We start from the raw sequence: 19867 nt of genomic DNA, 5'->3' as shown, positions 1-19867 counted from the left end.
TCTCAGAAGAGAGGTGGCTGCTCAGGGCGGGTCTGGTTCTGCTTCTTCTTCCGGTTCCGGGCCCGGTTGCGCTTCCCCTTCGGTCGGGGAAGGTGAGGGACCCTGGCTATGGGCGGAAGGTTCTCCCACGTAGGCCGCAGGCCGTGTATCTGCACGTCACCGACGACCTCCTTCAGGTAGGCCTGCGTCTCCTCGTCCGTGGAGTAGAGGACGGTCGCACGACTCGCCCGGGTCATGAGGACGTGGTACGCGTGCCGGACGCACCGAGCGAAGTCCTCCTCGCTCAGGTTCTTCCATCGCAGCCTGGGGTCGAAGGAACCGGGGACAGCGACACGCTTGACCCCCGCTTCCGGGTCCTTGCGCGCCTTGCCGCGCCGGAAGACCCAGCGGTCGTCGCGGCGCACCATGTCCTCGCCCATGATCACGCCGCACCAGTCCCACTCCAGGCCCTGTGCGGTGTAGACGCAGCCGATCTGGTTGATTCCGGCCGGGTCCACCGACCAGATCTTCGAGGGAGGCACGGTCCCGTTCTCGCACCAGCTGCCGCTGTCGGCGTTCCAGGGCCGGTGCCAGTCGCCGATGCGGACGTCCGCCTCCAGCCATCTCCCCTTTCCCTTGCCCCGCGGTTTGGTCCAGGGCCAGCAGAAGCCGGCGACCATGCGGGCCGAGGCGCCGGCATCGAACTCGGTCCTGATGATCCGCTCCAGCTCCTCCGGGCTGTCGGCGACCTCGACATGCATCAGCCCGTCAGGGGTCCAGGTCCGCGGTTCGTCCCCGGTCAGTCCCACAAGGTCCTGCACCCAGCGCACGTACCCGTCGCTTCCCCCGCAGCGGTACTGGTCGGTGAGCGCGTGACGGGCCGGCACGAGGCCGCGGGCCTTGACCGCGTCCTCGATCAGGTCGACGGTGCCCACCTCGTTCGGACGAACCGTCTGGCTTCCGTCCAGGAAGAAGACGGTGAGACGGGAGGCATCCAGCAGCTCGTCCACCTGAGGTTTGGTTCCCTGCCGCTCGGCTGGCAGGTAGCGGTTGGTGGTGCGGTCCCGCATGCGGTGCGCCTCGTCGCAGATGAGGACGTCGAGAGGCGGCTCGGGTGGCGTGACGAAGTTGCTGAAGTAGGTGAAGCTCTCCTTGAACTCCTTGTCGCCGTAGCCGACGTGCTCCTGCAGCGCGCCGTTGAAGGCCCGGCTCCCGCTCGCATACTTGACCGTTCGTCCGGCAGCTTCGAACTCCGCCTTGAGTTGCAGTCCGACAGCGCTCTTTCCCGTGCCCGCCCCACCCGTGATGATGAAGACGGCACGGCGGTCATCCGCCAGGAGGGCCGGCTGGTCAGGGTCATCGAGGATGAGCGACGCCTTGAGCAGCACGTCCTCGGCAACCTCCTTCTGCTTGCCCCGCAGCGCGAATACGGTGTCCTCGCCACGTGACCTGATCATTGCGTCGAGGAGCGGCGTGTTGCGGAGGTTCATGCCTCTCAACAGGAGTTCGGCTGCCGAGTCGCCGCCTTCTTCGGCGAAGTGCTCGCGCAGGGCGGTGAGCAGCCTGTCGCGACGGTCCTTGGTGTAGGTGCGCGCGTACGGTCCCATGGGTGCATCGACGGTCAGCAGCGGCTTCACGGATTCCTCTGTGGCATTGTGCAGATACGTGAAGCCACCGCACTCGATGCGATGCCCGGCCAGCGGGCCCTTGTCGCCGATGAAAAGCTGGAAGTACTCGCCCAGTTGTAGGGCCGGGTGCCGTTTCGGCTCGGAGATTCCCGGAACGTAGACCAGTTCGGCCGTGGCCTGCTCGACTCTCGTGACCGTCGACCACCGTTTCAACTCCACGAGTTGGAACGACGGACGGTGGGTCTTTGGGTGGTAACCGGCGAGCACCACGTCGATGAGTCGCCGGTCGCTCGGATTCTCGGGCTCATCGACGGTCGCGCCGCATTCGACGATCATCTCCACACTGCCGCGGCCTGCCTCGACGAGGTCGTTGGCCAGTTCGACCAGGCTTTCCGCCCAAGCCTCTCGTTCGGTGAGGGAGGCATCGGTCCCCCGGAAGTGCTTCCACCTCGCCGCGAGGTGGGGCACCATCCGGCGCCGCGAGTTCAGAGCGAGCAGGTCCTGCGCAGACAGCCTCAGCAGGAGCATGGACACGAGGTGGTTCCCCCAGGGCACGAGTGACTCGTGCGGGTGGGGGCGTGTCCTCGCGTAGGGGAAGCCCGTCGGGCCGCAATTGGTACGGGCGATCTTAGAGAGCGCAGCAGCTCACGCGAGCCCCACACACCAACTCATGTCATGGCAGCGGCAAGTTGGCGGAAAAGCTGCGGGTCCAGGCCGGTCGCTCACGCTGTGACGGTCAAGCGCCGCTCAGCCCCCACCAGCTCCCGTAGCTTCTCCCGGGTTTCCCGGTCAGTGGAGTAGATGACCGTGCCGACCATTCCGCGGGTCAAGAGCACCTTGTACGTGTTACGGATCAGGCGGTCCACGTCGGTGTCGGGCGTAGAGCGCTTGAACACCGGGTCCTTGGACGCCGTGCGGTCCGTCACCCAGCGGTCGCCGCGCCATACCAAGTCGGGGCCGATGATGACACCGGACCAGTCGTACTCGAAGCCCTGAGCGGTGTAGACGCAGCCGACCTGCCCGAAGCCCGCAGGGTCGGTGGCCCACAGGGCGGCCGGGGGTGCGCCGGAGACGGAGCGGTCGCCGCGCAGGTTCCAGGGGCGGGCCCAGTCGCCGATGACGACGTCAGGCGGGAGTGGGTCACCGGGCTTGGGTTCCGGGGACCAGCGCCAGCAGTAACCCGCGGACATGCGGGCGCCGTAGTTCTGGCTTCGGCGGGCTTCGAGGAAGGCTTCCATCTCCTGCGGGGTGTCGGCGACCAGCAACTGCATGCGGTCGTCGGGTTCCCATACGACCGGCCCGCCCGGCTCCAGGCCGAGGAGGCGGACCACCCAGCGCAGGTAGGCGTCACTGCCGCCGCAGCGGAACTGGCTGTCCAGCGGGACGACGCTGCAGGGGATGCCCCGCTTCGCCGCTGCCGCCTTGATCTCGGCCACGGTGCCCATCTCGCCGGGGCGGACGACCTGGTGCTCGTCGAGGAAGAAGACGGGCACGTAGGCGACGTCGATGAGTTCATCGATCTGCGCCCTGCCGGTACGGTTCTCGGCGCGCGTGTAGCGGTTGGCCGAGGTCTCCCGGATGCGGTGCGCTTCGTCGCAGATCAGGGCTCCCAGGCTGTTCTTCTCTACTGTCATGAAGCTGTTGAAGTACTTGAAGAGATCCTGGACCTCCCGCTTGCGCGCTCCGGCGACCTTCCTCATCGTCTTCGTGAATGACTGCGAACCGGTGGCGTGCAATGCCGCGATCCCGCGCCGGTAGAGCTCACCGAGCAGTTGGAGAGCGATCACGCTCTTGCCGGTGCCGGGACCGCCCGTGACGATGACGACCTCCTTGCGGTCGGCGCGCTTCGCCTTCTCCACCGCGTTGAGCACTGTGCGGTACGCGACCTGCTGCTCGTCGAGGAGGACGAACTGGGTGCGTTCGCGCACCTCCTCAGCGGCCACGGACATGAGCTGCTTCGACGGCGCCGTGGCGCCTGCGTGGAGTTCGTCCGCCGCCCCGGCTCCTGGGTGCTCGTCGCTCAACCTGCTGCGAAGGTGGTCGAGGAGGGCCCCACGGCGTTCCGCGGTGAAGAGCAGGCCTTTGCCGTCACGCTCGATCTCCCGCAGCCCGGCCACGCCGAACTCGGTGGCGTTGTGCAGATATGCCACTCCGGCCACCCGGTGGCCGTGCTCGGACACCGCCCCGTTGAAATTGACCAGGTATTCGCAGTAGCGGCGCACCTGCTCGATGGGGTTGAGGACCGGCTGGGCGTAGGCGTCTACATGGCACAGCGTGGGGTCGTCCTCATGGGGCAGCGCCTGGCTCCACTGCTTCAGCTCCACCACGACGTACGACGGTTCGCCTGTGACCGGATGTACCCCGGCGAGGACGACGTCCGCACGCTTGCTGTTCAGCGGGAGCGAGTACTCCAGCAGGACCTCCACATCGCCCAGGCCGGCGTCGTTGAGTGCGGCGGCCAGGACGGGAATGCTGCGCTCCCAGGAACGCACCTCAGAGGTGCCGGGCCGATAGCCGTGCATATGGACGAAATTATCGGTGAGATGCAGGAACAGCGAACCGTCGAGTGCCATGACGGCGACCGTTTTCGCGGACGCGCGGAACAGCAAGGACTTCCCCCAGGCAGCACGAAAGGACTCGTGCGGGTGGGGGCATGTCCTTCGAGACTCCACCGGGGTGGAGCGGAAGCCCGTCGGGCCGCGTTGACGATGTTTGAGAGTACCCGGCGGTACCGACACTCGTACCAGTGAGCGCAGAGACGGCAGAGGACGCCTTACCCGGTCTGCGCCGCCAACGCCCCGGCGCACCGGGTCCAGGTCACAGACGCGCTCTCGCGTCGGCCATGAGATGGCGGAAGGGCAGACGAGTCGGGCTGTACGCCGGGTTCTGTTCCCCGGTCCCTCGCGGGAGCCGGGGTGACGGCCATCCATCTAGGGCCGGTGTTGCCACCGGCCTCGTGCGGTCTACCCGGGGGCTCGGGCGGGCAGCCCTCGAACGTCCCCGCAGAGCGCCTTTGACAGCGCTCCTTTTGACCTTGCTCCGGGTGGGGTTTACCTAGCTGCCCAGGTCGCCCTGGGCACTGGTGGTCTCTTACACCACCGTTTCACCCTTACCGAGGCCCGTACGCATACGGTCCCCGGCGGTTTGCTTTCTGTGGCACTGTCCCGCGAGTCGCCTCGGGTGGCCGTTAGCCACCACCCTGCCCTGTGGAGCCCGGACGTTCCTCGGGAAGTTCCCTGACGGGAACTCCACGCGGCCGTCCGCCCGGCTCGTCTGCCGTGTGGACCATGCTACCGGGCGCCGGCCTCGTCCCGTTCCGGGCGGGTGCCCGGGGCCGGAGCCGACCCGCGGCGGAGCCACTGGCGGGCCGGGCGGACCGGGGGCGGGGCGGGCGAGGGCTTCGGGTGTGAGGACAGTGTCGCGAGGACCGAGCCGGTCAGGATCAGGGCGAAGGAGACCGCGATGGTCGCGGTGAAGGACTCGTCCAGGAAGAGCGCGCCCGCCGCCACCGCCACCGCCGGGTTGACGTACGTGATCACCGTCGAGCGGGTCGGGCCCACCTCCTTGATCAGTTCCAGGAAGGCCACGAACGCCGCCGCCGTGCACAGGACGCCCAGGGCGAGGAGGGAGAGCAACGCGTTCGTGGAGGGCGCCGAAGTGGGCCAGGTGGCCGCCGCCGCGGGGGCGTAGACCAGGGTGGCCAGGGTCAGGCAGGGGGCTATCAGTTGCAGCGTCGGGACGTCCTTGAGGCGGCGGGCCGCTATCAGGGGGGCCGTCGCGTAGCCGACGACCGTGAGCAGGACCTCGGCCAGGGAGCGGGCGTCGCCGCCGGTCAGGTGGGGGACGGTGAGGACGCCGACGCCGGCCAGGCCGATCAGCAGGCCCGTCACCCGTCGTGCCCCCAGGTGTTCCGTGTCGCCGAAGCAGCGCGCCGCGACCACGCCCACGATCGGGACGCCCGCGATCAGCAGGCCCGCCGTCGAGCTGGACAGGTGGCGCTCGGCGTCGGTGAGCGTGAACCACGGGCCCATGATCTCTATGCACGCGAAGGCCAGCATCGGGCGCCAGTGGGTGCGGATCGTCAGCCACAGGCCTCCCTGGCGGATCGCCAGGGGGAGGAGCAGGACCGCGCCCACCGCGCAGCGGGCGAACACCACCGTCGACGGGGACACCTCGTCCACCGCGACCTTGATCATCAGATAGGGGACGCCCCAGATCACTCCCATGAGGGAGAAGAGGAACCAGCCTCGTGCAGTCATGCGGACAGCATCGGGGTCAGGAGTGTCCGGGGTCTTGAACGCTGTTGCGGTAGGCGGCCGGGGTCACGCCCAGCACCCGGCGGAACCAGCGGGTGAGGTGGGCCTGGTCGGCGAAGCCCACCAGCGCGGCGGCCTCGGCCGGGCGTACGCCCGAGTCCAGGAGGGCGCGGGCCCGGGTCACCCGGTACTGGGCCAGCCACGCGTACGGCGGCACCCCCATCGTCGTACGGAAGGCCCGCAGGAGCTGGTAGCGGGACAGGCCCAGGTCGGAGGCGAGGGCGGCGAGGGACGGTGGGGCGGTGAGTTCGTCGGCGAGCCGGTCCCGGACGGCGAGGGAGATGCCGTGTGCGCCGGGGACCCGGTCCGGTGCCGGGCGGGCCGTGGAGTGGCGGTGGGACAGGGCCGTCAGGAGCCAGGGCAGGCGGGACTCCGCCTCCAGGGGGTCGGGGCGGCCGGCCAGGTCGGTGTGGGCCCGGCGCAGGGCCGCGGCCAGCTCGGGGTCGTCGAGGACCGCGTCGCGGAAGTGCGGGGTGCCGGCGCCCAGGGTGCCGTCGGCGAGGAGGGCCGGGTCGGCGTACAGGGCGCGGTAGGCGTAGCCGTCGGTGGTGGTGGCGGGGCGGCCGGTGTGCATCTCGCCGGGCGCCAGGACGACGATCGAGCCCGGGCCGTTGTAGACGCGGCCGCCCCGGTAGTCGATGACCTCGGAGCCGCCCACGCACACCCCGATGGTGAACTCGGCGTGCGCGTGCGGCGCGTACACGTGCTTGTCGAACCGTGCCGTCAGCAGGTCGAGCGGCGGGCCGCACCGGCCCAGCCGCGCTCTCGTCCACCGTGCTTGTTCCGCCACTTCCCGGCACCCCCTGTGCGGCCCCCTGCGCGTCAAGGGTGCAACGCGTTCAGGCGTCGGTTCCATCCCTCAGACGCTCCAGCGCGTCGAACGCGGCCCCCATCCGTTCCCGGTGGTCCGCGGCGACCTCCGGGAACGGCTCGCCGACCAGCTGACGGCGGACCGAGGTGACACACACCGAGCGGTAGGCGGCGACGGTCACGGCCGCGAGCAGTTCCGGGGCGGCCTCGCCGGCCTCGGCCAGCGCTGCGGCGAGGGCCCGTTCCACCTCCTCGGCGCCTTCGCGGGCGCGTGCCAGCAGCGCCGGCGAGGCGGCCACGACCGGCCAGAAGCCCTCGAAGCCCTCGCCGACGCCGCCCAGCGGGTGCCCGGCGTCGATGAACCGGAAGGCCAGGCGGCGCAGCGCGGTGAGCGGGGTCTCCTCGGGGGCTCGGTCGCGCACCGCGCCGGAGAAGGCCGCGACGGCTTCCGGGATGCGGTCGAGGAACAGGTCCTCCTTGCGCGGGAAGTAGTTGAAGACGGTCATCGCGGAGACGCCGGCCGCCCGCGCGACCTCGGCGACCGTCACCTTGTCGAAGCCGTGCTCCCGGAACATCACCGTCGCGACGTTGGAGATCCGCTGCCGCGTCTCGCGCTTCTTGCGCTCCCGCAGGGTCTCCGTCGGCCTGTTGTCGTTCGTCACGCGAAAACTATAGCCGCTCGAAAGTTTTAGTGACTACAGTGAAGTCATGACATCGACTCATCGCATGAACGACGACACCCGCGCGACCTACGACGTGGTGGTGGCCGGCGGCGGACCCGTCGGCCTCTTCCTCGCCGGCGAGCTGCGGCTCGGCGGCGCGAACGTGCTGGTCGTGGAGCGGCTGACCGAGGTGGACGTGACCATCAAGGCCGGCGGCATCAACACGGCCGGCGCGGTGGCCCTCTACCGGCGGGGCATGCTGCCCGAGCTGGCCGAGGCCTGGGAGCGCAACCGGTGGCGCATGCGGGCCTTCCTCGGCGACCGTGACACCGACGGGCCCGGCAAGCCCTCGGCCACCGACGCCCCCCGCACTCCCCCCAAGTTCGCCGGGCACTTCGCCGGGATCATGATGCGCGGCGACCTCTTCGACGCCTCCGACCCGGCGTTCGCCGACATCGGTCCCGCCGACCGGGTCGGGCTCGGCGTCCCGCAGGCCGAACTGGAGCGGATCCTGGCCGCCCGCGCCGACCGGCTCGGTGTCGAGGTGCGCCGGGGCGTGGAGCTGACCGGCTTCGACGCCGGCGAGGGCGGTGTCCTGATACACCTCGACGGCGGGCGGACGGTACGGGCCGGCTGGCTCGTCGGGTGCGACGGCGGCCGCAGCACCGTCCGCAAGCTCGCCGGGTTCGGCTTCCCCGGCAGCGAGCCGGAGATCACCGGCTACCAGGCGGTCGTCGAGATGACCGGCGGCGAACGGCTCGGGACCGGGTGGAACACCACCGACGTGGGGACGTACGTCAACGGGCCGTTCCCCGGGCGGATCCTCACCGTCGAGTTCGACGGGCCGCCCGCCGATCGTTCCGCGCCCGTCACCGCAGAGGAGCTCCAGGCCGCGCTGCGCCGGGTGTCCGGGGTGCCCGAGGTGACCGTCCACGAGGTGCGCTCCTCGACCCGGTTCACCGACAACGCCCGGCAGGCGGACACCTACCGCAAGGGCCGGGTGCTGCTCGCGGGCGACGCGGCCCACGTGCACTCCCCGTTCGGCGGACAGGGCCTCAACCTCGGGCTCGGCGACGCCATGAACCTCGGCTGGAAGCTCGCCGCGGTCGCAGGGGGGCGGGCCCCGGAGTCGCTGCTCGACAGCTACACCGCGGAACGGCATCCGGTCGGTGCCTGGGTGCTGGACTGGACCCGCGCCCAGGTCGCCGTGATGCGGCCCGACCGGCACGCCCGCGCCCTGCGCCGGGTGGTCACCGACCTGGCGCTGACGCGGGAGGGCACGACGTATCTGGTCGGGCAGATCTCCGGCGTCCGGCAGCGGTACGACCTGCCCGGCGGCCACCCGCTGACCGGTCGGAGCGCCCCTGACCTGGAGTTCTCCGACGGCACCCGGCTCGGTGAGCGGCTGCGCGACGGCCGGGCGGTGCTCTTCGACCTCGCCGACGACCCGAAGCTGCGGGCTCGCGCCGAGCAGTACGGGGACCGGGTCGACGTAGTCACCGCGGTCTGCCCGGGGCGGCCGGAGCCGGCGGGTCTGCTGGTGCGGCCGGACGGGTTCACGGCGTGGGCCGCCGACCGGGACGACGACCGCACGGACGGCCTCGACGAGGCGCTGGCCCGCTGGTTCGTCGCGGCAGGAGGCTGAAGCCCGCGGTTGACCTTGCCGCGACGTCAACGTCCGTACCGGGGCTCACCGAGGTGCGGGCGTGCTCGCAGACGACGCCGGCGAGGGCCTCGCCGAGGTGCTCACCGGACTCGACGAGGATCTCGCCCGGCAGGAGGCCGGGATCCGGGAGCGGCGGCAGCGGCTGCGGGCCCTGCGGGACGCGGGCGAGGTGCCAGCCGAGGGACCGGTCTCGCCCGAACCGGCCGCGCTGTTCGCCGGTCCGGTACGACGGCTCACGACCGGGCGGCGGCTCACGCGGGCGTGAACCGCACCTTCGCCGTCCCCGGATCGGCCCGGGTCAGCCGCACCGGCAGCCGCTCGCCCAGCGGTAGCGGTGCGTCGGCCTCGATCCGGCCGATGACGGCGGGCTGCTGCAGCAGCACCCGTCCCACGGTCGGCCGGTGCTCCTCGACCTCCACCACGCACCCGTCGAAGACCTCCCCGACCCGGTCCTTGAGCAGGGCCGCCTCGACGATGTCGACGCACTCCCGCTCCACCGTGCCCGCCCGCCGCGCGCCCTCCGCCATCTCCTTGGGCAGCAGGTCGAGCGCCGTCAGCACCCAGTCGGGCGGTTCCTCGCCGGCCGCGGCCGCCAGGCACAGCTCCGCGGCGTAGCGGTCGGCCAGGCGGCGCAGCGGCGCGGTGCAGTGCGCGTAGGGGGCGGCCACGGCCGCGTGGGTGCTGACCGCGGGCAGGACGCCGTCCCGGAAGACGGTGTAGCCGGCGCCGCGAAGCAGCGTGGTGCACTCCTGGAGGAAGGCCGCGTGGCGCGGGCGGCGCGGGTCGAGGGAGCGGATGAGGGCCGCGTAGGAGACGTGGTGCGGCCAGTCGATGTGCAGGGCGGCGGCGGTGCGGCGCAGCCGTGCGACGGCGCCGTCGGGCGCGGTGGGCAGGGTGCGCAGGACGCCGGTGCCGTAGGCGAGCATTAGGTCGGCGGCGGCCATGCCGGTGAGCAGGGAGATCTGGGCGTTCCAGGACTCGGCGGGCAGCGGGGCGCGGTAGCTGAGCCGGTAGGTGTGGTCGTACTCGACGATCTCCTGCTCCGGCACGCCGAGGGAGATGCCGCCGCGCTCCGCCTCCAGGCGCTCGCGGGCCTCGCCGATCTCCTTGAGGAGGGCGAGGGGTTCCTCGGCGGTGCCCTCGTCGATCTGCCGCTGCGCGGTGGCGTAGTCGAGTCTGGCGCGGCTGCGGACGAGGGAGCGGCGGACGTCGGCGGTGCGGGTCCGGCCGTCCCGGTCCAGGTCGACGGTCCACAGGACGGCCGGGCTGGTCTGGCCGGGGAGCAGGCTGGCGGCGCCCTCGCCGAGCACGTCGGGGTGGAGCGGGACCCGGACGTCCGGGAAGTAGAGGGTGTTGACGCGGTGGTGCGCCTCGGAGTCCAGGTCGCCGCCGGGTACGACGAAGGCGGCGACGTCGGCGATGGCGTACCGGACGCGGTAGCCGCCCTGGTGGCGGGAGAGGTGCATGGCCTGGTCGAGGTCGTTCGCGGTGGGCGGGTCGATCGTGAAGAAGGGGATGTCGGTCGCGTCGTGGGCGGGCACGGCCGGATACCTGGCGGCGCTGTCGGCCTCCGCGAGGACTTCGGGCCGGAAGCCGTCCGGGACGCCGAGCTCGTCCCGCAGGGCGGCGAGCGCGGCCCGCAGCGGAGCCTCGGGGGCACCCTGGACTCGTATGTGGCGGCTGGGCATAGGACGAGCGTAGTCACATCGTGCCGGTCCGGCGCTCTACGCTGGCGCGGAGCGTCGACGAGAGACCGATGGTGAAGAGGAGTACGTGTGCTGGTCCTGCTGCCGCCCTCGGAGGGCAAGGCGTCCTCGGGCCGTGGTGCCCCGCTGGATCCCGGGTCGCTGTCCCTGCCGGGGCTCGCGCGGGCGCGCGCGGCCGTGCTCGCCGAGCTGGTCGAGCTGTGCGCCGGTGACGAGGAGAAGGCGCGCGAGGTGCTCGGGCTGAGCGAGGGGCTGCGCGGCGAGGTCGCCAAGAACACCGGGCTGCGGACGGCGGGCGCCCGTCCGGCCGGGGAGATCTACACGGGGGTGCTGTACGACGCCCTCGGCCTGGCCTCGCTGGACACGGCCGCCAAGCGGCGGGCGGCGCGGTCGCTGCTGGTGTTCTCGGGGCTGTGGGGCGCGGTCCGGGTGACGGACCGGATCCCTTCCTACCGCTGCTCGATGGGGGTGAAACTGCCGGGGCTCGGTGCGCTGGGCGCGCACTGGCGCGGGCCGATGGCCGAGGTGCTGCCGGAGGCGGCCGGGTCGGGGCTGGTGCTCGACCTGCGGTCGGCGGCGTACGCGGCGGCGTGGAAGCCGAAGGGCGAGGTGGCCGCGCGGACGGCGACCGTGCGGGTGCTGCACGCGCCGACGCGGAAGGTGGTGAGCCATTTCAACAAGGCGACGAAGGGCCGGATCGTACGGAGTCTGCTGACCGCCGGGATCGCGCCGGCCGGTCCGGGCGAGCTGGTGGAGGCGTTGCGGGACCTTGGGTACGAGGTGGAGGCGGCGGCGCCGGGCAGGGCGGGACAGGCCTGGGCGCTGGACGTGCTGGTGGACGAGGTCCACTGACCCACCCCACCCCCTCGTTGCAGCATGCGCAACGCCCTTTGCGCGGTGCGCATCGGCTGGGCAGGATGGCGGCCATGCCCACCTCCGTGCTCGACCTCGCTCCCGTCGTCCCCGTCGTCGTGATCGAGGACGCGGACGACGCCGTACCGCTCGCGCGGGCGCTGGTGGCCGGAGGGCTGCCCGCGATCGAGGTGACGCTGCGGACGCCGGCCGCTCTGGACGCGATCCGGGCGATCGCCGACGCGGTGCCGGACGCGGTGGTCGGGGCGGGGACCGTGCTGACGCCCGGCCAGGTCGATCGGTCCGTGGCGGCCGGGGCGCGGTTCCTGGTGAGCCCGGGGTGGACGGACGGGCTGCTGGCGGCGATGGCCGCGTCCGGGGTGCCGTTCCTGCCGGGCGTCTCGACCACCTCCGAGGTGGTGGCGCTGCTCGAACGCGGGGTGCGGGAGATGAAGTTCTTCCCGGCGCAGGCCGCCGGCGGCACGGCCTACCTGAGGTCCCTCGCGGGTCCGCTCCCGCAGGCCCGTTTCTGCCCGACCGGCGGGATCGGCGCGGACAACGCCCCGGACTACCTCGCCCTGCCCAACGTCGGCTGCGTGGGCGGCACCTGGATGCTCCCCGCCGACGCCGTGGCCGCCCGGGACTGGGCCCGCGTCGAGTCGCTGGCGCGGGCCGCGGCGGGCCTCAGGGACGCAGGTGGGACGTGTCGTTGAAGAGCCGTACGCTCGCGTTGCCGTCCCGGTAGTACGCCACCGCCGACAGCGATGCCGCCGACAGCTCCATCCGGAACAGGGACTCGGCCGGGGCGCCGAGGGCCAGCCGTACCAGCGTCTTGATCGGCGTGACGTGGGTGACCAGCAGGACGGTACGGCCCGCGTGGGCGGCGACCAGCCTGTCCCGGGTGGCCGCGATGCGGGTCGCCGTCTCGGCGAAGCTCTCGCCGCCGCCGGTGGGGTGGGCCCGCGGGTCGGCGAGCCAGGCGGTCAGGTCGTCCGGGTGGCGTTCGCGGACCTCGCCGAAGGTCAGCCCCTCCCAGGCCCCGAAGTCCGTCTCCCTGAGCCCGTCGTCGACGGTGACGTCCAGGCCGAGGCGCTCGGCGACGGCCGCGGCGGTCTGCCGGGTCCGGGTCAGCGGGGAGGCGAGGACGGCGTCGATCGTGCCGCGCCGGGCGAGGGCGTCGGCGGCGCGGCGCGCCTGTTCGCGGCCGGCCTCGGACAGGGCGGGGTCGGTGCCGCCGCTGCCGGAGAAGCGTTTCTGGGGGGTGAGGGGGGTCTCGCCGTGGCGGAGGAGGACGAAGGTGGCGGGGGCGCCGAGGTCAGGGGCCGCACTCCAGCCGGGGCTCGCGACCTGGCTCGCGGCGCGGGTGTCGGCGGTGGGCTTGCCGCCCGTCGTCACAGTGCCGGTGCGTGGGGGCTGGTCGCGCCCACGCGGCGGAGCCGCGCATGTCTCAGCCCCGCGCCCCTGAAGGGGCGCTGTCCCAGCCGCCGGTTCCCATTGCTCACCCCGCATGCCCGCGTCCATCGCCTCGTTGGCCAGGCGGTCGGCGTGCTTGTTCTCGGCGCGCGGGATCCACTGGTAGGTCACCCGGCCGGCCGGGAAGACCCGGCCCGCCTCCAGCGCCAGCGGCTTCATGTCCGGGTGCTTGATCTTCCAGCGGCCGGACATCTGCTCGACGACCAGCTTGGAGTCCATGCGGACGTGCACGACGGCGTCCGGGTCGAGGCCGTGCGCCGCGCGCAGGCCCGCGAGCAGCCCGCGGTACTCGGCGACGTTGTTGGTGACGACACCGAGGTACTCGGCCGCCTCCGCCAGCGTCTCGCCGCTCGCCGCGTCGACGACCACCGCGCCGTAGCCGGCCGGTCCCGGGTTGCCCCGGGAGCCGCCGTCCGCCTCGACGATGAACTCCCTGGTCACGCGTGCCCCTCGCTACAGGCCGGACTCGGACGTGCGGACCAGGATGCGGCGGCAGTTCTCGCAGCGCACCACCGTGTCGGGCGCGGCGGAGCGGATCTCGTTCAGCTCGGTGATGGCCAGCTCCTGGCGGCAGCCCTGGCAGCTGCGGGCGTAGAGCTTCGCCGCACCGATGCCGCCCTGCTGCTCGCGCAGCTTCTCGTAGAGCTTGAGCAGGTCGGCCGGGACGGTGGCCGCGATGACCTCGCGCTCCTTGGTGACCGTGGCCGTCTCGGCGTCGAGCGCGCCGGCCGCGGTGTCGCGGCGGGCGGTGGCGTCGTCGATGCGGCCCTGGACGGCGCCGGTGCGCTCGGTCAGTTCGGCGACCCGTTCCTGGGCAGACTCACGCCGCTCCATGACCTCCAGGACGACGTCCTCCAGGTCGCCCTGGCGCTTGGCGAGGGAGGCGATCTCGCGCTGGAGGTTCTCCAGGTCCTTCGGCGAGGTGACCGCGCCGGAGTCCAGGCGCTGCTGGTCGCGGGCGGCGCGCTGGCGCACCTGGTCCACGTCCTGCTCGGCCTTGGTCTGCTCGCGGGCGGTGTCGCTCTCCTCGGTCTGCGCGGCCACGAGCAGGTCGCGCAGCTGGGTGAGGTCCTTGGTCAGCGAGTCGATCTCGGCGTGCTCGGGCAGCGACTTCCGCTTGTGCGCCAGCTGCTGGAGGCGGACGTCCAGGGCCTGGACGTCGAGGAGTCGGATCTGGTCGGCGGGCGCGGCGTTCAGTTGGGGGCTCCAGGAGACGGTGAGTGGCTGGTCCAGGGGTCGGTGACCGTCTTGGAGACGTGCACCCTGAGGTCCCAGCCGTGGCGGTCGGAGATTTCGTCGAGCTGGGCTGCGGCCAGCTCGCACCAGGGCCATTCGGTGGCCCAGTGCGCCGCGTCGAGCAGCGCGAGGGGACTGTGGGCCACGGCCTCGGAGGCCGGGTGGTGGCGCAGGTCCGCGGTGAGGAAGGCGTCCGCCCCGGCGGCGCGTACGGCGTCGAAGAGGCTGTCGCCGCTGCCGCCGCTGACGACGACCCGGCGGACGAGGGCCTCGGGGTCGCCGGCGACGCGGATGCCCTGCGCGGTGGCGGGCAGCCGGGCGGCGGCCCGGTCGGCGAGGTCGCGGACGGTCACCGGGTGGTCCAGTTCGCAGATCCGGCCCAGGCCCCGGCGGCCCTCCGGGTCGGTGGGGTCCGGTACGAGGGGTCCCACCACCCGCAGGTCCAGGGCGCCCGCGAGGGCGTCGGAGACGCCCGGGTCGGCGGTGTCGGCGTTGGTGTGGGCGACGTGCAGCGCGATGTCGTTCTTGATGAGCGTGTGGACCACGCGGCCCTTGAAGCCGGTGGCCGCGACCGTCGTCGTCCCGCGGAGGTAGAGCGGGTGGTGGGTGACCAGCAGGTCGGCGCCCAGCCGCAGCGCCTCCTCGACGGTGTCCCGGACCGGGTCCACGGCGAAGAGCACCCGGGTGACCTGCTGCTCCGGGTCGCCCACGACGGTGCCGACCGCGTCCCAGGACTCGGCCCGCTCGGCGGGCCACAGGCTCTCCAGCGCGGCGATGACTTCTGACAGACGGGGCACGGGGAAAAGGCTACCTGTCCCTTCCCCGGCGCTGTACCTGCTCACCCGCCGCGGGCACCGCCCAGCACACGCGTCCCCGTTTCCTCAGGCGAATCGTCGAGTCTGCACCCGTATGTGTGAAGCCGTGGGCCGCCTGTCCGCCGCCTGTGCGGGCGAAAACTAGCTTCGTGGCCGGAGGTGACCGAGCGATGACGGCCTGTGCGATCGAACCCTCGGCTGCGGACGAGGACGACAGCGCGCCGAGAGCGGGCTGCACCATCACGGCGGACGGGGCGTACGCGGCCCGGCTGGCGCGGCGGGAGGGCTCCTGGTACCCGGAGCGGTGGACCCTGGACGGCCCCGAGCCGTACGCGGTGCCGCTGCCCGGCAACCAGCCCGAGGAGGCGGGCACGGAGGTGCAGCCGATGGGCGACGGGCGGGTGCTCGTACGGCGGCTGGCGGACGGGCGGCACCACTTCGCCCTGCTCTATCCGACCGGGCCCGGCACCGGTGAGCTGCCGCTGGGCGCGGTGGAGTGCCCGGACGCGGGGACCTCGCTGCGGCTGCTGCCGCCCGCGCCCGGCGGCCGCGAGGCGTACGCGCTCGCCGTGGGGCCGCTGTCCTCGACGGTGTGGCTGGTGGCGGGCGGCACGTTCGGCCCCGAGCAGGTCGCGGTGGTGCCGGGGCGCTGCTCGGGCGGGGTGTGGCTGGACGGCGGCGGCCGGATGCTGGCCCTGGACCGGGAGCTGGGCGGGCGGACCAAGGCGGTCGTGGTGGATCTCGGGCGGGGCGGCGAGGTGTCGCCGCTGCTGCAGATCGCGGCGGACAGCGACGACCGGCTGCTGCTCGCCGACCCGGACAGCGGGCTGATCCTGGTCGGCTCGGACGCGCCCAGTCCCGGGCAGGAACGATTGGGCTGGGGCGTCCTCGGCAGCACGCTGCCGGTGCGCTTCCCGGAGAGCCTGCGGGTGGCGGAGTGCGCGGTGACGCCGTTCGCGATCCAGCCGGGGCTCGTGCTGATGCCGGAGAGCTGCGCGGTGGCGCTGCGCGTCGACGGTCCGGCGGGCCGCTGGGTCGGCGCCTGGCGGCCGGGGACCCGCGGGATGCGCACCCTGCCGGCGCCCGAGGGGTGGCTGGCCGGCGCCGGGACGTGGACGCGGGACGGGATGCTGCGGTTGCCGTACGCCACGGCGGAGGTTCCGTGCGGGGTGGTGGAGGTCGCGGTGAGCTGGGCGGAGACCGGCCGGACCGGGGAGGGCGGTGGGCCCGGGGGCGCGGCCCTGGACGGTACGGCCGCCGGGGCGCCGGGTGCGCCCGGAGGGCCGGCGGAACCGGAGCCGCCGGGGCCCGCCGTGGCCCGGCCGGTGCCCCTGCAGCAGGCTCCGCTGGGAGGTCTCGTGACGAAGCGGGGGCGGCTTGTAACGAAGTAGCACCGGTCGGCGTGCCTGCCTGGATTCGCCCCGTGGTGGGTTCGTTACACTCTCCGCGCTGTAAGAAAGATCATGTTGACGGGGTGAATTCTTCCGATGAGCGACACCAGCACGTCTCAGCACCTGTCCGCCGACCTGTACGAGTCCGACAGCCACGGCAAGCACCGTGGTCCGGTCTCGGCCCAGGACGGCGAATCGGCCCCGAGCGGCCGGCACCGCAAGCCGGAGCCGGCCGAGACCGCGGCCTGACCGTACGCACGAACAGCGGCTCCGCCCTTTCCGGGCGGAGCCGTTGTCGTCCGGCGTGCTACTGCCTGCGCAGGCCGAGCACGTCCGCCGCCGCGAAGGTCTCGCCGGGCGGTCGGCCGGTGTAGTGCGGGGTGAGCAGGGCGTCGAGTTCGTCGAAGTCGAAGGTGTCCTGCTCGCTGTCGAACCTGGCCCGGACCCGCGGCCGTTCCACGATCGCGACCATGCCGCCGTGCACGACCAGCAGTTGGCCGTTGACCGGCCCGGCGGCCGGGGACGCCAGGTAGCCGACGAGCGGGGCGACGTGCTCGGGGGCGAGCGGGTCGAGGCCGTCGGCGGGGGGCTCGAACCCGGCGAAGACGTCCTCGGTCATCCGGGTGCGGGCGCGCGGGCAGATCACGTTGGCGGTCACGCCGTACTTGGCGAGCGCGAGGGCGGTGGAGGTGGTCAGGCCGACGATGCCGCCCTTCGCGGCCGCGTAGTTGGGCTGGCCGGCGGATCCGGCGAGGAAGGCCTCGGAGGAGGTGTTGACGATCCGTCCGTACACCTGCGCGCCGCCGGCCGCCTTGGACCGCTCCCGCCAGTGCGCGGCCGCGAACCGGGTGGTGTTGAAGTGGCCCTTGAGGTGGACGCGGATCACCGAGTCCCACTCGTCCTCGGTCATGGAGAAGACCATGCGGTCCCGCAGGATGCCGGCGTTGTTGACGAGAATGTCCAGCTTTCCGTAGTGGGTCGTCGCGAGCGTGAGAAGGTCTCGCGCCTGCGAGAAGTCCGCCACGTCCCCGGTGTGGGCGACGGCCTGGCCGCCCGCCGCGCGGATCTCCTCGGCGACCTGCTCGGCGGGCCCCGCGGAGGCCGTCCCCGAGCCGTCCCGCCCCGGCTGTCCGAAGTCGTTGACGACGACGGCCGCGCCCAGCCGGGCCAGTTCGAGCGCCTCGGCCCGGCCGAGTCCCCGCCCGGCGCCGGTGACGATCGCACTGAGCCCTTCCAGTGGCCTCTGCGGCATGCCGCGTCCCCTCAGATCTCGATGCAGGTGCGCAGCGCGGTGCCGGTGCGCATCTGGTCCAGGGCCTCGTTGATCTCCGCCAGCGGCACCCGGTGGGTGATCAGGCCCTCCAGGTCGACGCGGCCGGCCCGCCACAGGGCGATCGTGCGCTCGTAGGAGCGGACCACGTCGCCGCCTCCGTACATCGAGGGCAGGATGCGCTTCTCGTCGAAGAACAGCTCGAACATGTTGAGCTGGAGGTGGTCGTCCATGGCGCCGGCGCCGACGACCACGAGGGTGCCGCCGCGCCGGGTGTTCTCGTACGCCGTGCGCGCGGTGGCCGACCTGCCGACGACCTCGAAGACGTAGTCGAAGCCCTCGCCCGCGGTCACCTCCTGCTTGGCGCCGGGCAGTTCCTCGGGCGGCACGGCCCGCGTGGCGCCGAACCGCAGCGCGGCCTCGCGCCGGGAGGCGACCGGGTCGACGGCGACGATCTCGGCGGCCCCCTTGAGCCGGGCCCCCTGGATCGCCGAGATCCCGACCCCGCCGCAGCCGATCACCGCCACCGACGAACCGGCCCGCACGTCGGCCGTGTTGAGGGCGGCGCCGAGCCCGGTGGTGACCCCGCAGCCGATCAGCGCGGCGATGTCGAAGGGCACGTCGTCGGGGATCGGCACCGCGCACCCGGCGTCGACCACGACCTCCTCGGCGAAGGTGCCGGTGCCCGCGAAGCCGAAGACGTCACCGTTGGGACGCAGGAAGTTGGGGGTGCCGGCGTTCATGAACCCGGCCAGACACAGCTCGGTCTGGCCGCGCCGGCAGGCCGGGCAGGCCCCGCAGGCCGGCAGCCAGCAGACCACCACCCGGTCGCCCGGCTTCAGCCGGGTGACCCCCTCCCCCACCTCCAGGACCTCGCCCGCCCCCTCGTGGCCGGGCACGAACGGGGCCGGCTGCGGCAGCACCCCGTTCATCGCGGACAGGTCCGAGTGGCACAGCCCGGTGGCGCGCACCCGTATCCGCACCCTGCCGGGGCCCCATCCGGCCGCCTCGACGTCGTCGAGGACCTCGAGTTTCTCCTGGCCTGTCTCCTGCAGTACGGCTGCGCGCATGGTGCGGCTCTCCCCTCGACTGCGTCCCTGATCACGTGAGATCGACGTGAGATCAAGCAGGTTCAAGAATGTTCAGGCGTGTTCGACGACGGTGTCGGCGAGGACGGGCGCGTCCTCGCGTTCGACGGCACTCACGGCGACTCGGACCCGCGCGTCACCCCGCCACATGCGGATGCGCAGGGTCTCCCCCGGGTAGACCACGCCGGCGAACCGTGTGGCGTAGGACCGCACCCGGCTCACGTCCCCGCCGAGCAGCGTGTCCACGACCGCCTTGAGCGTCATGCCGTAGGTGCACAGCCCGTGCAGGACGGGCCGGTCGAAACCGGCGAGCTTGGCGAACTCCGGGTCGGCGTGCAGCGGGTTGTAGTCGCCGGAGAGGCGGTAGAGCAGGGCCTGGTCCTCGCGGACCGCTCGCTCGACGGTCCGGTCGGGTTCACCGGCGGGCGGGTCGTGCCGAACGGACGGCCCGCGGTCGCCGCCCCAGCCGCCCTCGCCGCGCACGAAGATCTGCGCGTCGTTGGTCCACAGCGGTCCTTCGGCGTCCGCGACCTCGGTGCGCATCACCAGGACGGCCGCCGTGCCCTTGTCGTACACGGCGGCGATGCGGCTGGTGGCGGTGGCCGTGCCCCGGACCGGGAGCGGGCGGTGGACGGTGAGCGACTGGCCGCCGTGCAGCACCCGGGCGAGGTCGACGTCGACGCCGGGCATGGACAGTCCGCTGATCACCCCGGGCGAGCCGGCCCCCGCCACGGTGGCGAAGCTGGGCAGGACGTGCAGCCGGGACTCCAGGGTGTAGCGCAGTTCGTCCGGGTCGGTGGCGGGGCGGCCCGCGCCGATGCCGAGGTGGTAGAGCTGCACGTCCCGGCGCTCCCAGCCGATCCGCCCGGACCGGGGTTCGGCGGCGAGGGCCTTGGCTGCGTCGATGGGCATACGGCTCCTGAGGTGTCTCAAGACCTCGGCACGACCGTCCGCACCGTCGGCCGCGCCGAGGTC

At 72.7% G+C, this 19867-nt stretch carries 17 protein-coding genes, 1 other RNA gene and 1 pseudogene; 6 read left to right on the top strand and 13 right to left on the bottom strand.

The window, feature by feature from the left end:
* Positions 1–2: 2 nt before the first annotated feature.
* The 6 genes from ACIRQ9_RS06720 to ACIRQ9_RS06695 form a co-directional block, all read right to left on the bottom strand.
* The gene (locus ACIRQ9_RS06720; RefSeq protein ID WP_404168208.1) at positions 3–2135 is read right to left on the bottom strand and encodes a DNA/RNA helicase domain-containing protein; all 2133 of its coding nucleotides are present in this window, start codon (positions 2133–2135) and stop codon (positions 3–5) included.
* A gap of 194 nt (positions 2136–2329) precedes the next feature.
* A complete protein-coding gene (locus ACIRQ9_RS06715; RefSeq protein WP_404167858.1) occupies positions 2330–4216 on the bottom strand; it encodes a DNA/RNA helicase domain-containing protein in 1887 nt (628 codons plus the stop codon).
* A gap of 250 nt (positions 4217–4466) precedes the next feature.
* An RNA gene (rnpB, locus tag ACIRQ9_RS06710) (RNase P RNA component class A) lies at positions 4467–4879 on the bottom strand.
* An 18-nt stretch (positions 4880–4897) separates the two neighbouring features.
* Positions 4898–5866 (bottom strand): DMT family transporter, encoded by a 969-nt coding sequence (locus tag ACIRQ9_RS06705; RefSeq protein ID WP_404167856.1) that lies wholly within the window; start codon positions 5864–5866, stop codon positions 4898–4900.
* 16 nt (positions 5867–5882) lie between these two features.
* Positions 5883–6713, bottom strand: coding sequence for an AraC family transcriptional regulator (locus tag ACIRQ9_RS06700; protein WP_404167854.1), 831 nt, complete (start codon positions 6711–6713; stop codon positions 5883–5885).
* Positions 6714–6762: 49 nt separating this feature from the next.
* Positions 6763–7395, bottom strand: coding sequence for a TetR/AcrR family transcriptional regulator (locus tag ACIRQ9_RS06695; protein ID WP_404167852.1), 633 nt, complete (start codon positions 7393–7395; stop codon positions 6763–6765).
* Between the two features lie 46 nt (positions 7396–7441).
* On the opposite strand from ACIRQ9_RS06695, the gene ACIRQ9_RS06690 reads away from it, so the two are divergent.
* Together ACIRQ9_RS06690 and ACIRQ9_RS06685 are read left to right on the top strand one after the other, a co-directional pair.
* Positions 7442–9040, top strand: coding sequence for an FAD-dependent monooxygenase (locus tag ACIRQ9_RS06690; RefSeq protein ID WP_404167850.1), 1599 nt, complete (start codon positions 7442–7444; stop codon positions 9038–9040).
* A 41-nt stretch (positions 9041–9081) separates the two neighbouring features.
* Positions 9082–9281 (top strand): annotated as a pseudogene (locus ACIRQ9_RS06685) (MerR family transcriptional regulator); the annotation flags it as partial.
* Between the two features lie 31 nt (positions 9282–9312).
* Here ACIRQ9_RS06685 and ACIRQ9_RS06680 read toward each other — a convergent pair.
* The gene (locus tag ACIRQ9_RS06680; protein WP_404167848.1) at positions 9313–10749 is read right to left on the bottom strand and encodes an RNB domain-containing ribonuclease; all 1437 of its coding nucleotides are present in this window, start codon (positions 10747–10749) and stop codon (positions 9313–9315) included.
* An 87-nt stretch (positions 10750–10836) separates the two neighbouring features.
* Between ACIRQ9_RS06680 and yaaA the strand changes: the two genes are divergently transcribed.
* Positions 10837–11619, top strand: a complete 783-nt coding sequence (yaaA, locus tag ACIRQ9_RS06675) for a peroxide stress protein YaaA (protein ID WP_404167846.1) — start codon at positions 10837–10839, stop codon at positions 11617–11619.
* Between the two features lie 65 nt (positions 11620–11684).
* The gene (locus tag ACIRQ9_RS06670) at positions 11685–12332 is read left to right on the top strand and encodes a bifunctional 4-hydroxy-2-oxoglutarate aldolase/2-dehydro-3-deoxy-phosphogluconate aldolase (RefSeq protein WP_404167844.1); all 648 of its coding nucleotides are present in this window, start codon (positions 11685–11687) and stop codon (positions 12330–12332) included.
* On the opposite strand, the gene ACIRQ9_RS06665 is transcribed toward ACIRQ9_RS06670, so the two are convergent.
* The 3 genes from ACIRQ9_RS06665 to ACIRQ9_RS06655 are packed head-to-tail and all read right to left on the bottom strand — an operon-like array spanning position 12304 to position 15125.
* The gene (locus tag ACIRQ9_RS06665) at positions 12304–13533 is read right to left on the bottom strand and encodes a bifunctional RNase H/acid phosphatase (RefSeq protein WP_404167842.1); all 1230 of its coding nucleotides are present in this window, start codon (positions 13531–13533) and stop codon (positions 12304–12306) included. The two genes, ACIRQ9_RS06670 and ACIRQ9_RS06665, sit on opposite strands and share 29 nt — an antisense overlap.
* A gap of 12 nt (positions 13534–13545) precedes the next feature.
* Positions 13546–14289 (bottom strand): zinc ribbon domain-containing protein, encoded by a 744-nt coding sequence (locus ACIRQ9_RS06660; RefSeq protein WP_404168206.1) that lies wholly within the window; start codon positions 14287–14289, stop codon positions 13546–13548.
* The gene (locus ACIRQ9_RS06655) at positions 14286–15125 is read right to left on the bottom strand and encodes a Nif3-like dinuclear metal center hexameric protein (RefSeq protein ID WP_404167840.1); all 840 of its coding nucleotides are present in this window, start codon (positions 15123–15125) and stop codon (positions 14286–14288) included. The genes ACIRQ9_RS06660 and ACIRQ9_RS06655 overlap by 4 nt, the downstream gene beginning before the upstream one ends.
* A gap of 188 nt (positions 15126–15313) precedes the next feature.
* Between ACIRQ9_RS06655 and ACIRQ9_RS06650 the strand changes: the two genes are divergently transcribed.
* Both ACIRQ9_RS06650 and ACIRQ9_RS06645 read left to right on the top strand, forming a co-directional pair.
* Entirely contained in the window at positions 15314–16534 is a 1221-nt protein-coding gene (locus ACIRQ9_RS06650; RefSeq protein ID WP_404167838.1) for a hypothetical protein, read from the top strand.
* A 96-nt stretch (positions 16535–16630) separates the two neighbouring features.
* Positions 16631–16783, top strand: coding sequence for a hypothetical protein (locus tag ACIRQ9_RS06645; RefSeq protein WP_404167836.1), 153 nt, complete (start codon positions 16631–16633; stop codon positions 16781–16783).
* 58 nt (positions 16784–16841) lie between these two features.
* Here ACIRQ9_RS06645 and ACIRQ9_RS06640 read toward each other — a convergent pair whose 3' ends face one another.
* The 3 genes from ACIRQ9_RS06640 to ACIRQ9_RS06630 form a co-directional block, all read right to left on the bottom strand.
* The gene (locus ACIRQ9_RS06640) at positions 16842–17786 is read right to left on the bottom strand and encodes a 3-oxoacyl-ACP reductase (RefSeq protein WP_404167834.1); all 945 of its coding nucleotides are present in this window, start codon (positions 17784–17786) and stop codon (positions 16842–16844) included.
* Positions 17787–17797: 11 nt separating this feature from the next.
* Complete coding sequence (locus tag ACIRQ9_RS06635; protein WP_404167832.1) at positions 17798–18874, bottom strand: Zn-dependent alcohol dehydrogenase; 1077 nt, start codon at positions 18872–18874, stop codon at positions 17798–17800.
* A 72-nt stretch (positions 18875–18946) separates the two neighbouring features.
* Positions 18947–19804: a MaoC/PaaZ C-terminal domain-containing protein gene (locus ACIRQ9_RS06630; protein ID WP_404167830.1), complete on the bottom strand. Its 858-nt coding sequence runs from the start codon at positions 19802–19804 to the stop codon at positions 18947–18949.
* Positions 19805–19867 lie beyond the last annotated feature (63 nt).

Origin of the sequence: Streptomyces sp. NPDC101237 (genome assembly GCF_044767465.1) — a bacterium.
GTDB lineage: Bacteria > Actinomycetota > Actinomycetes > Streptomycetales > Streptomycetaceae > Streptomyces > Streptomyces gramineus.
The sequence above is the reverse complement of the archived record's forward strand: the minus strand, read 5'-3'. Positions and strand labels throughout refer to the sequence as shown.

Excerpts from the sequence above, each read along its gene's own strand:
- ACIRQ9_RS06690 (WP_404167850.1), top strand. The coding sequence starts at position 7,442 with ATGACATCGACTCATCGCATGAACGACGACACCCGCGCGACCTACGAC.
- ACIRQ9_RS06705 (WP_404167856.1), bottom strand. The coding sequence starts at position 5,866 with ATGACTGCACGAGGCTGGTTCCTCTTCTCCCTCATGGGAGTGATCTGG.
- ACIRQ9_RS06640 (WP_404167834.1), bottom strand. The coding sequence starts at position 17,786 with ATGCCGCAGAGGCCACTGGAAGGGCTCAGTGCGATCGTCACCGGCGCC.
- ACIRQ9_RS06645 (WP_404167836.1), top strand. The coding sequence starts at position 16,631 with ATGAGCGACACCAGCACGTCTCAGCACCTGTCCGCCGACCTGTACGAG.
- ACIRQ9_RS06720 (WP_404168208.1), bottom strand. The coding sequence starts at position 2,135 with ATGCTCCTGCTGAGGCTGTCTGCGCAGGACCTGCTCGCTCTGAACTCG.
- ACIRQ9_RS06680 (WP_404167848.1), bottom strand. The coding sequence starts at position 10,749 with ATGCCCAGCCGCCACATACGAGTCCAGGGTGCCCCCGAGGCTCCGCTG.
- ACIRQ9_RS06630 (WP_404167830.1), bottom strand. The coding sequence starts at position 19,804 with ATGCCCATCGACGCAGCCAAGGCCCTCGCCGCCGAACCCCGGTCCGGG.
- ACIRQ9_RS06670 (WP_404167844.1), top strand. The coding sequence starts at position 11,685 with ATGGCGGCCATGCCCACCTCCGTGCTCGACCTCGCTCCCGTCGTCCCC.
- ACIRQ9_RS06650 (WP_404167838.1), top strand. The coding sequence starts at position 15,314 with ATGACGGCCTGTGCGATCGAACCCTCGGCTGCGGACGAGGACGACAGC.
- ACIRQ9_RS06635 (WP_404167832.1), bottom strand. The coding sequence starts at position 18,874 with ATGCGCGCAGCCGTACTGCAGGAGACAGGCCAGGAGAAACTCGAGGTC.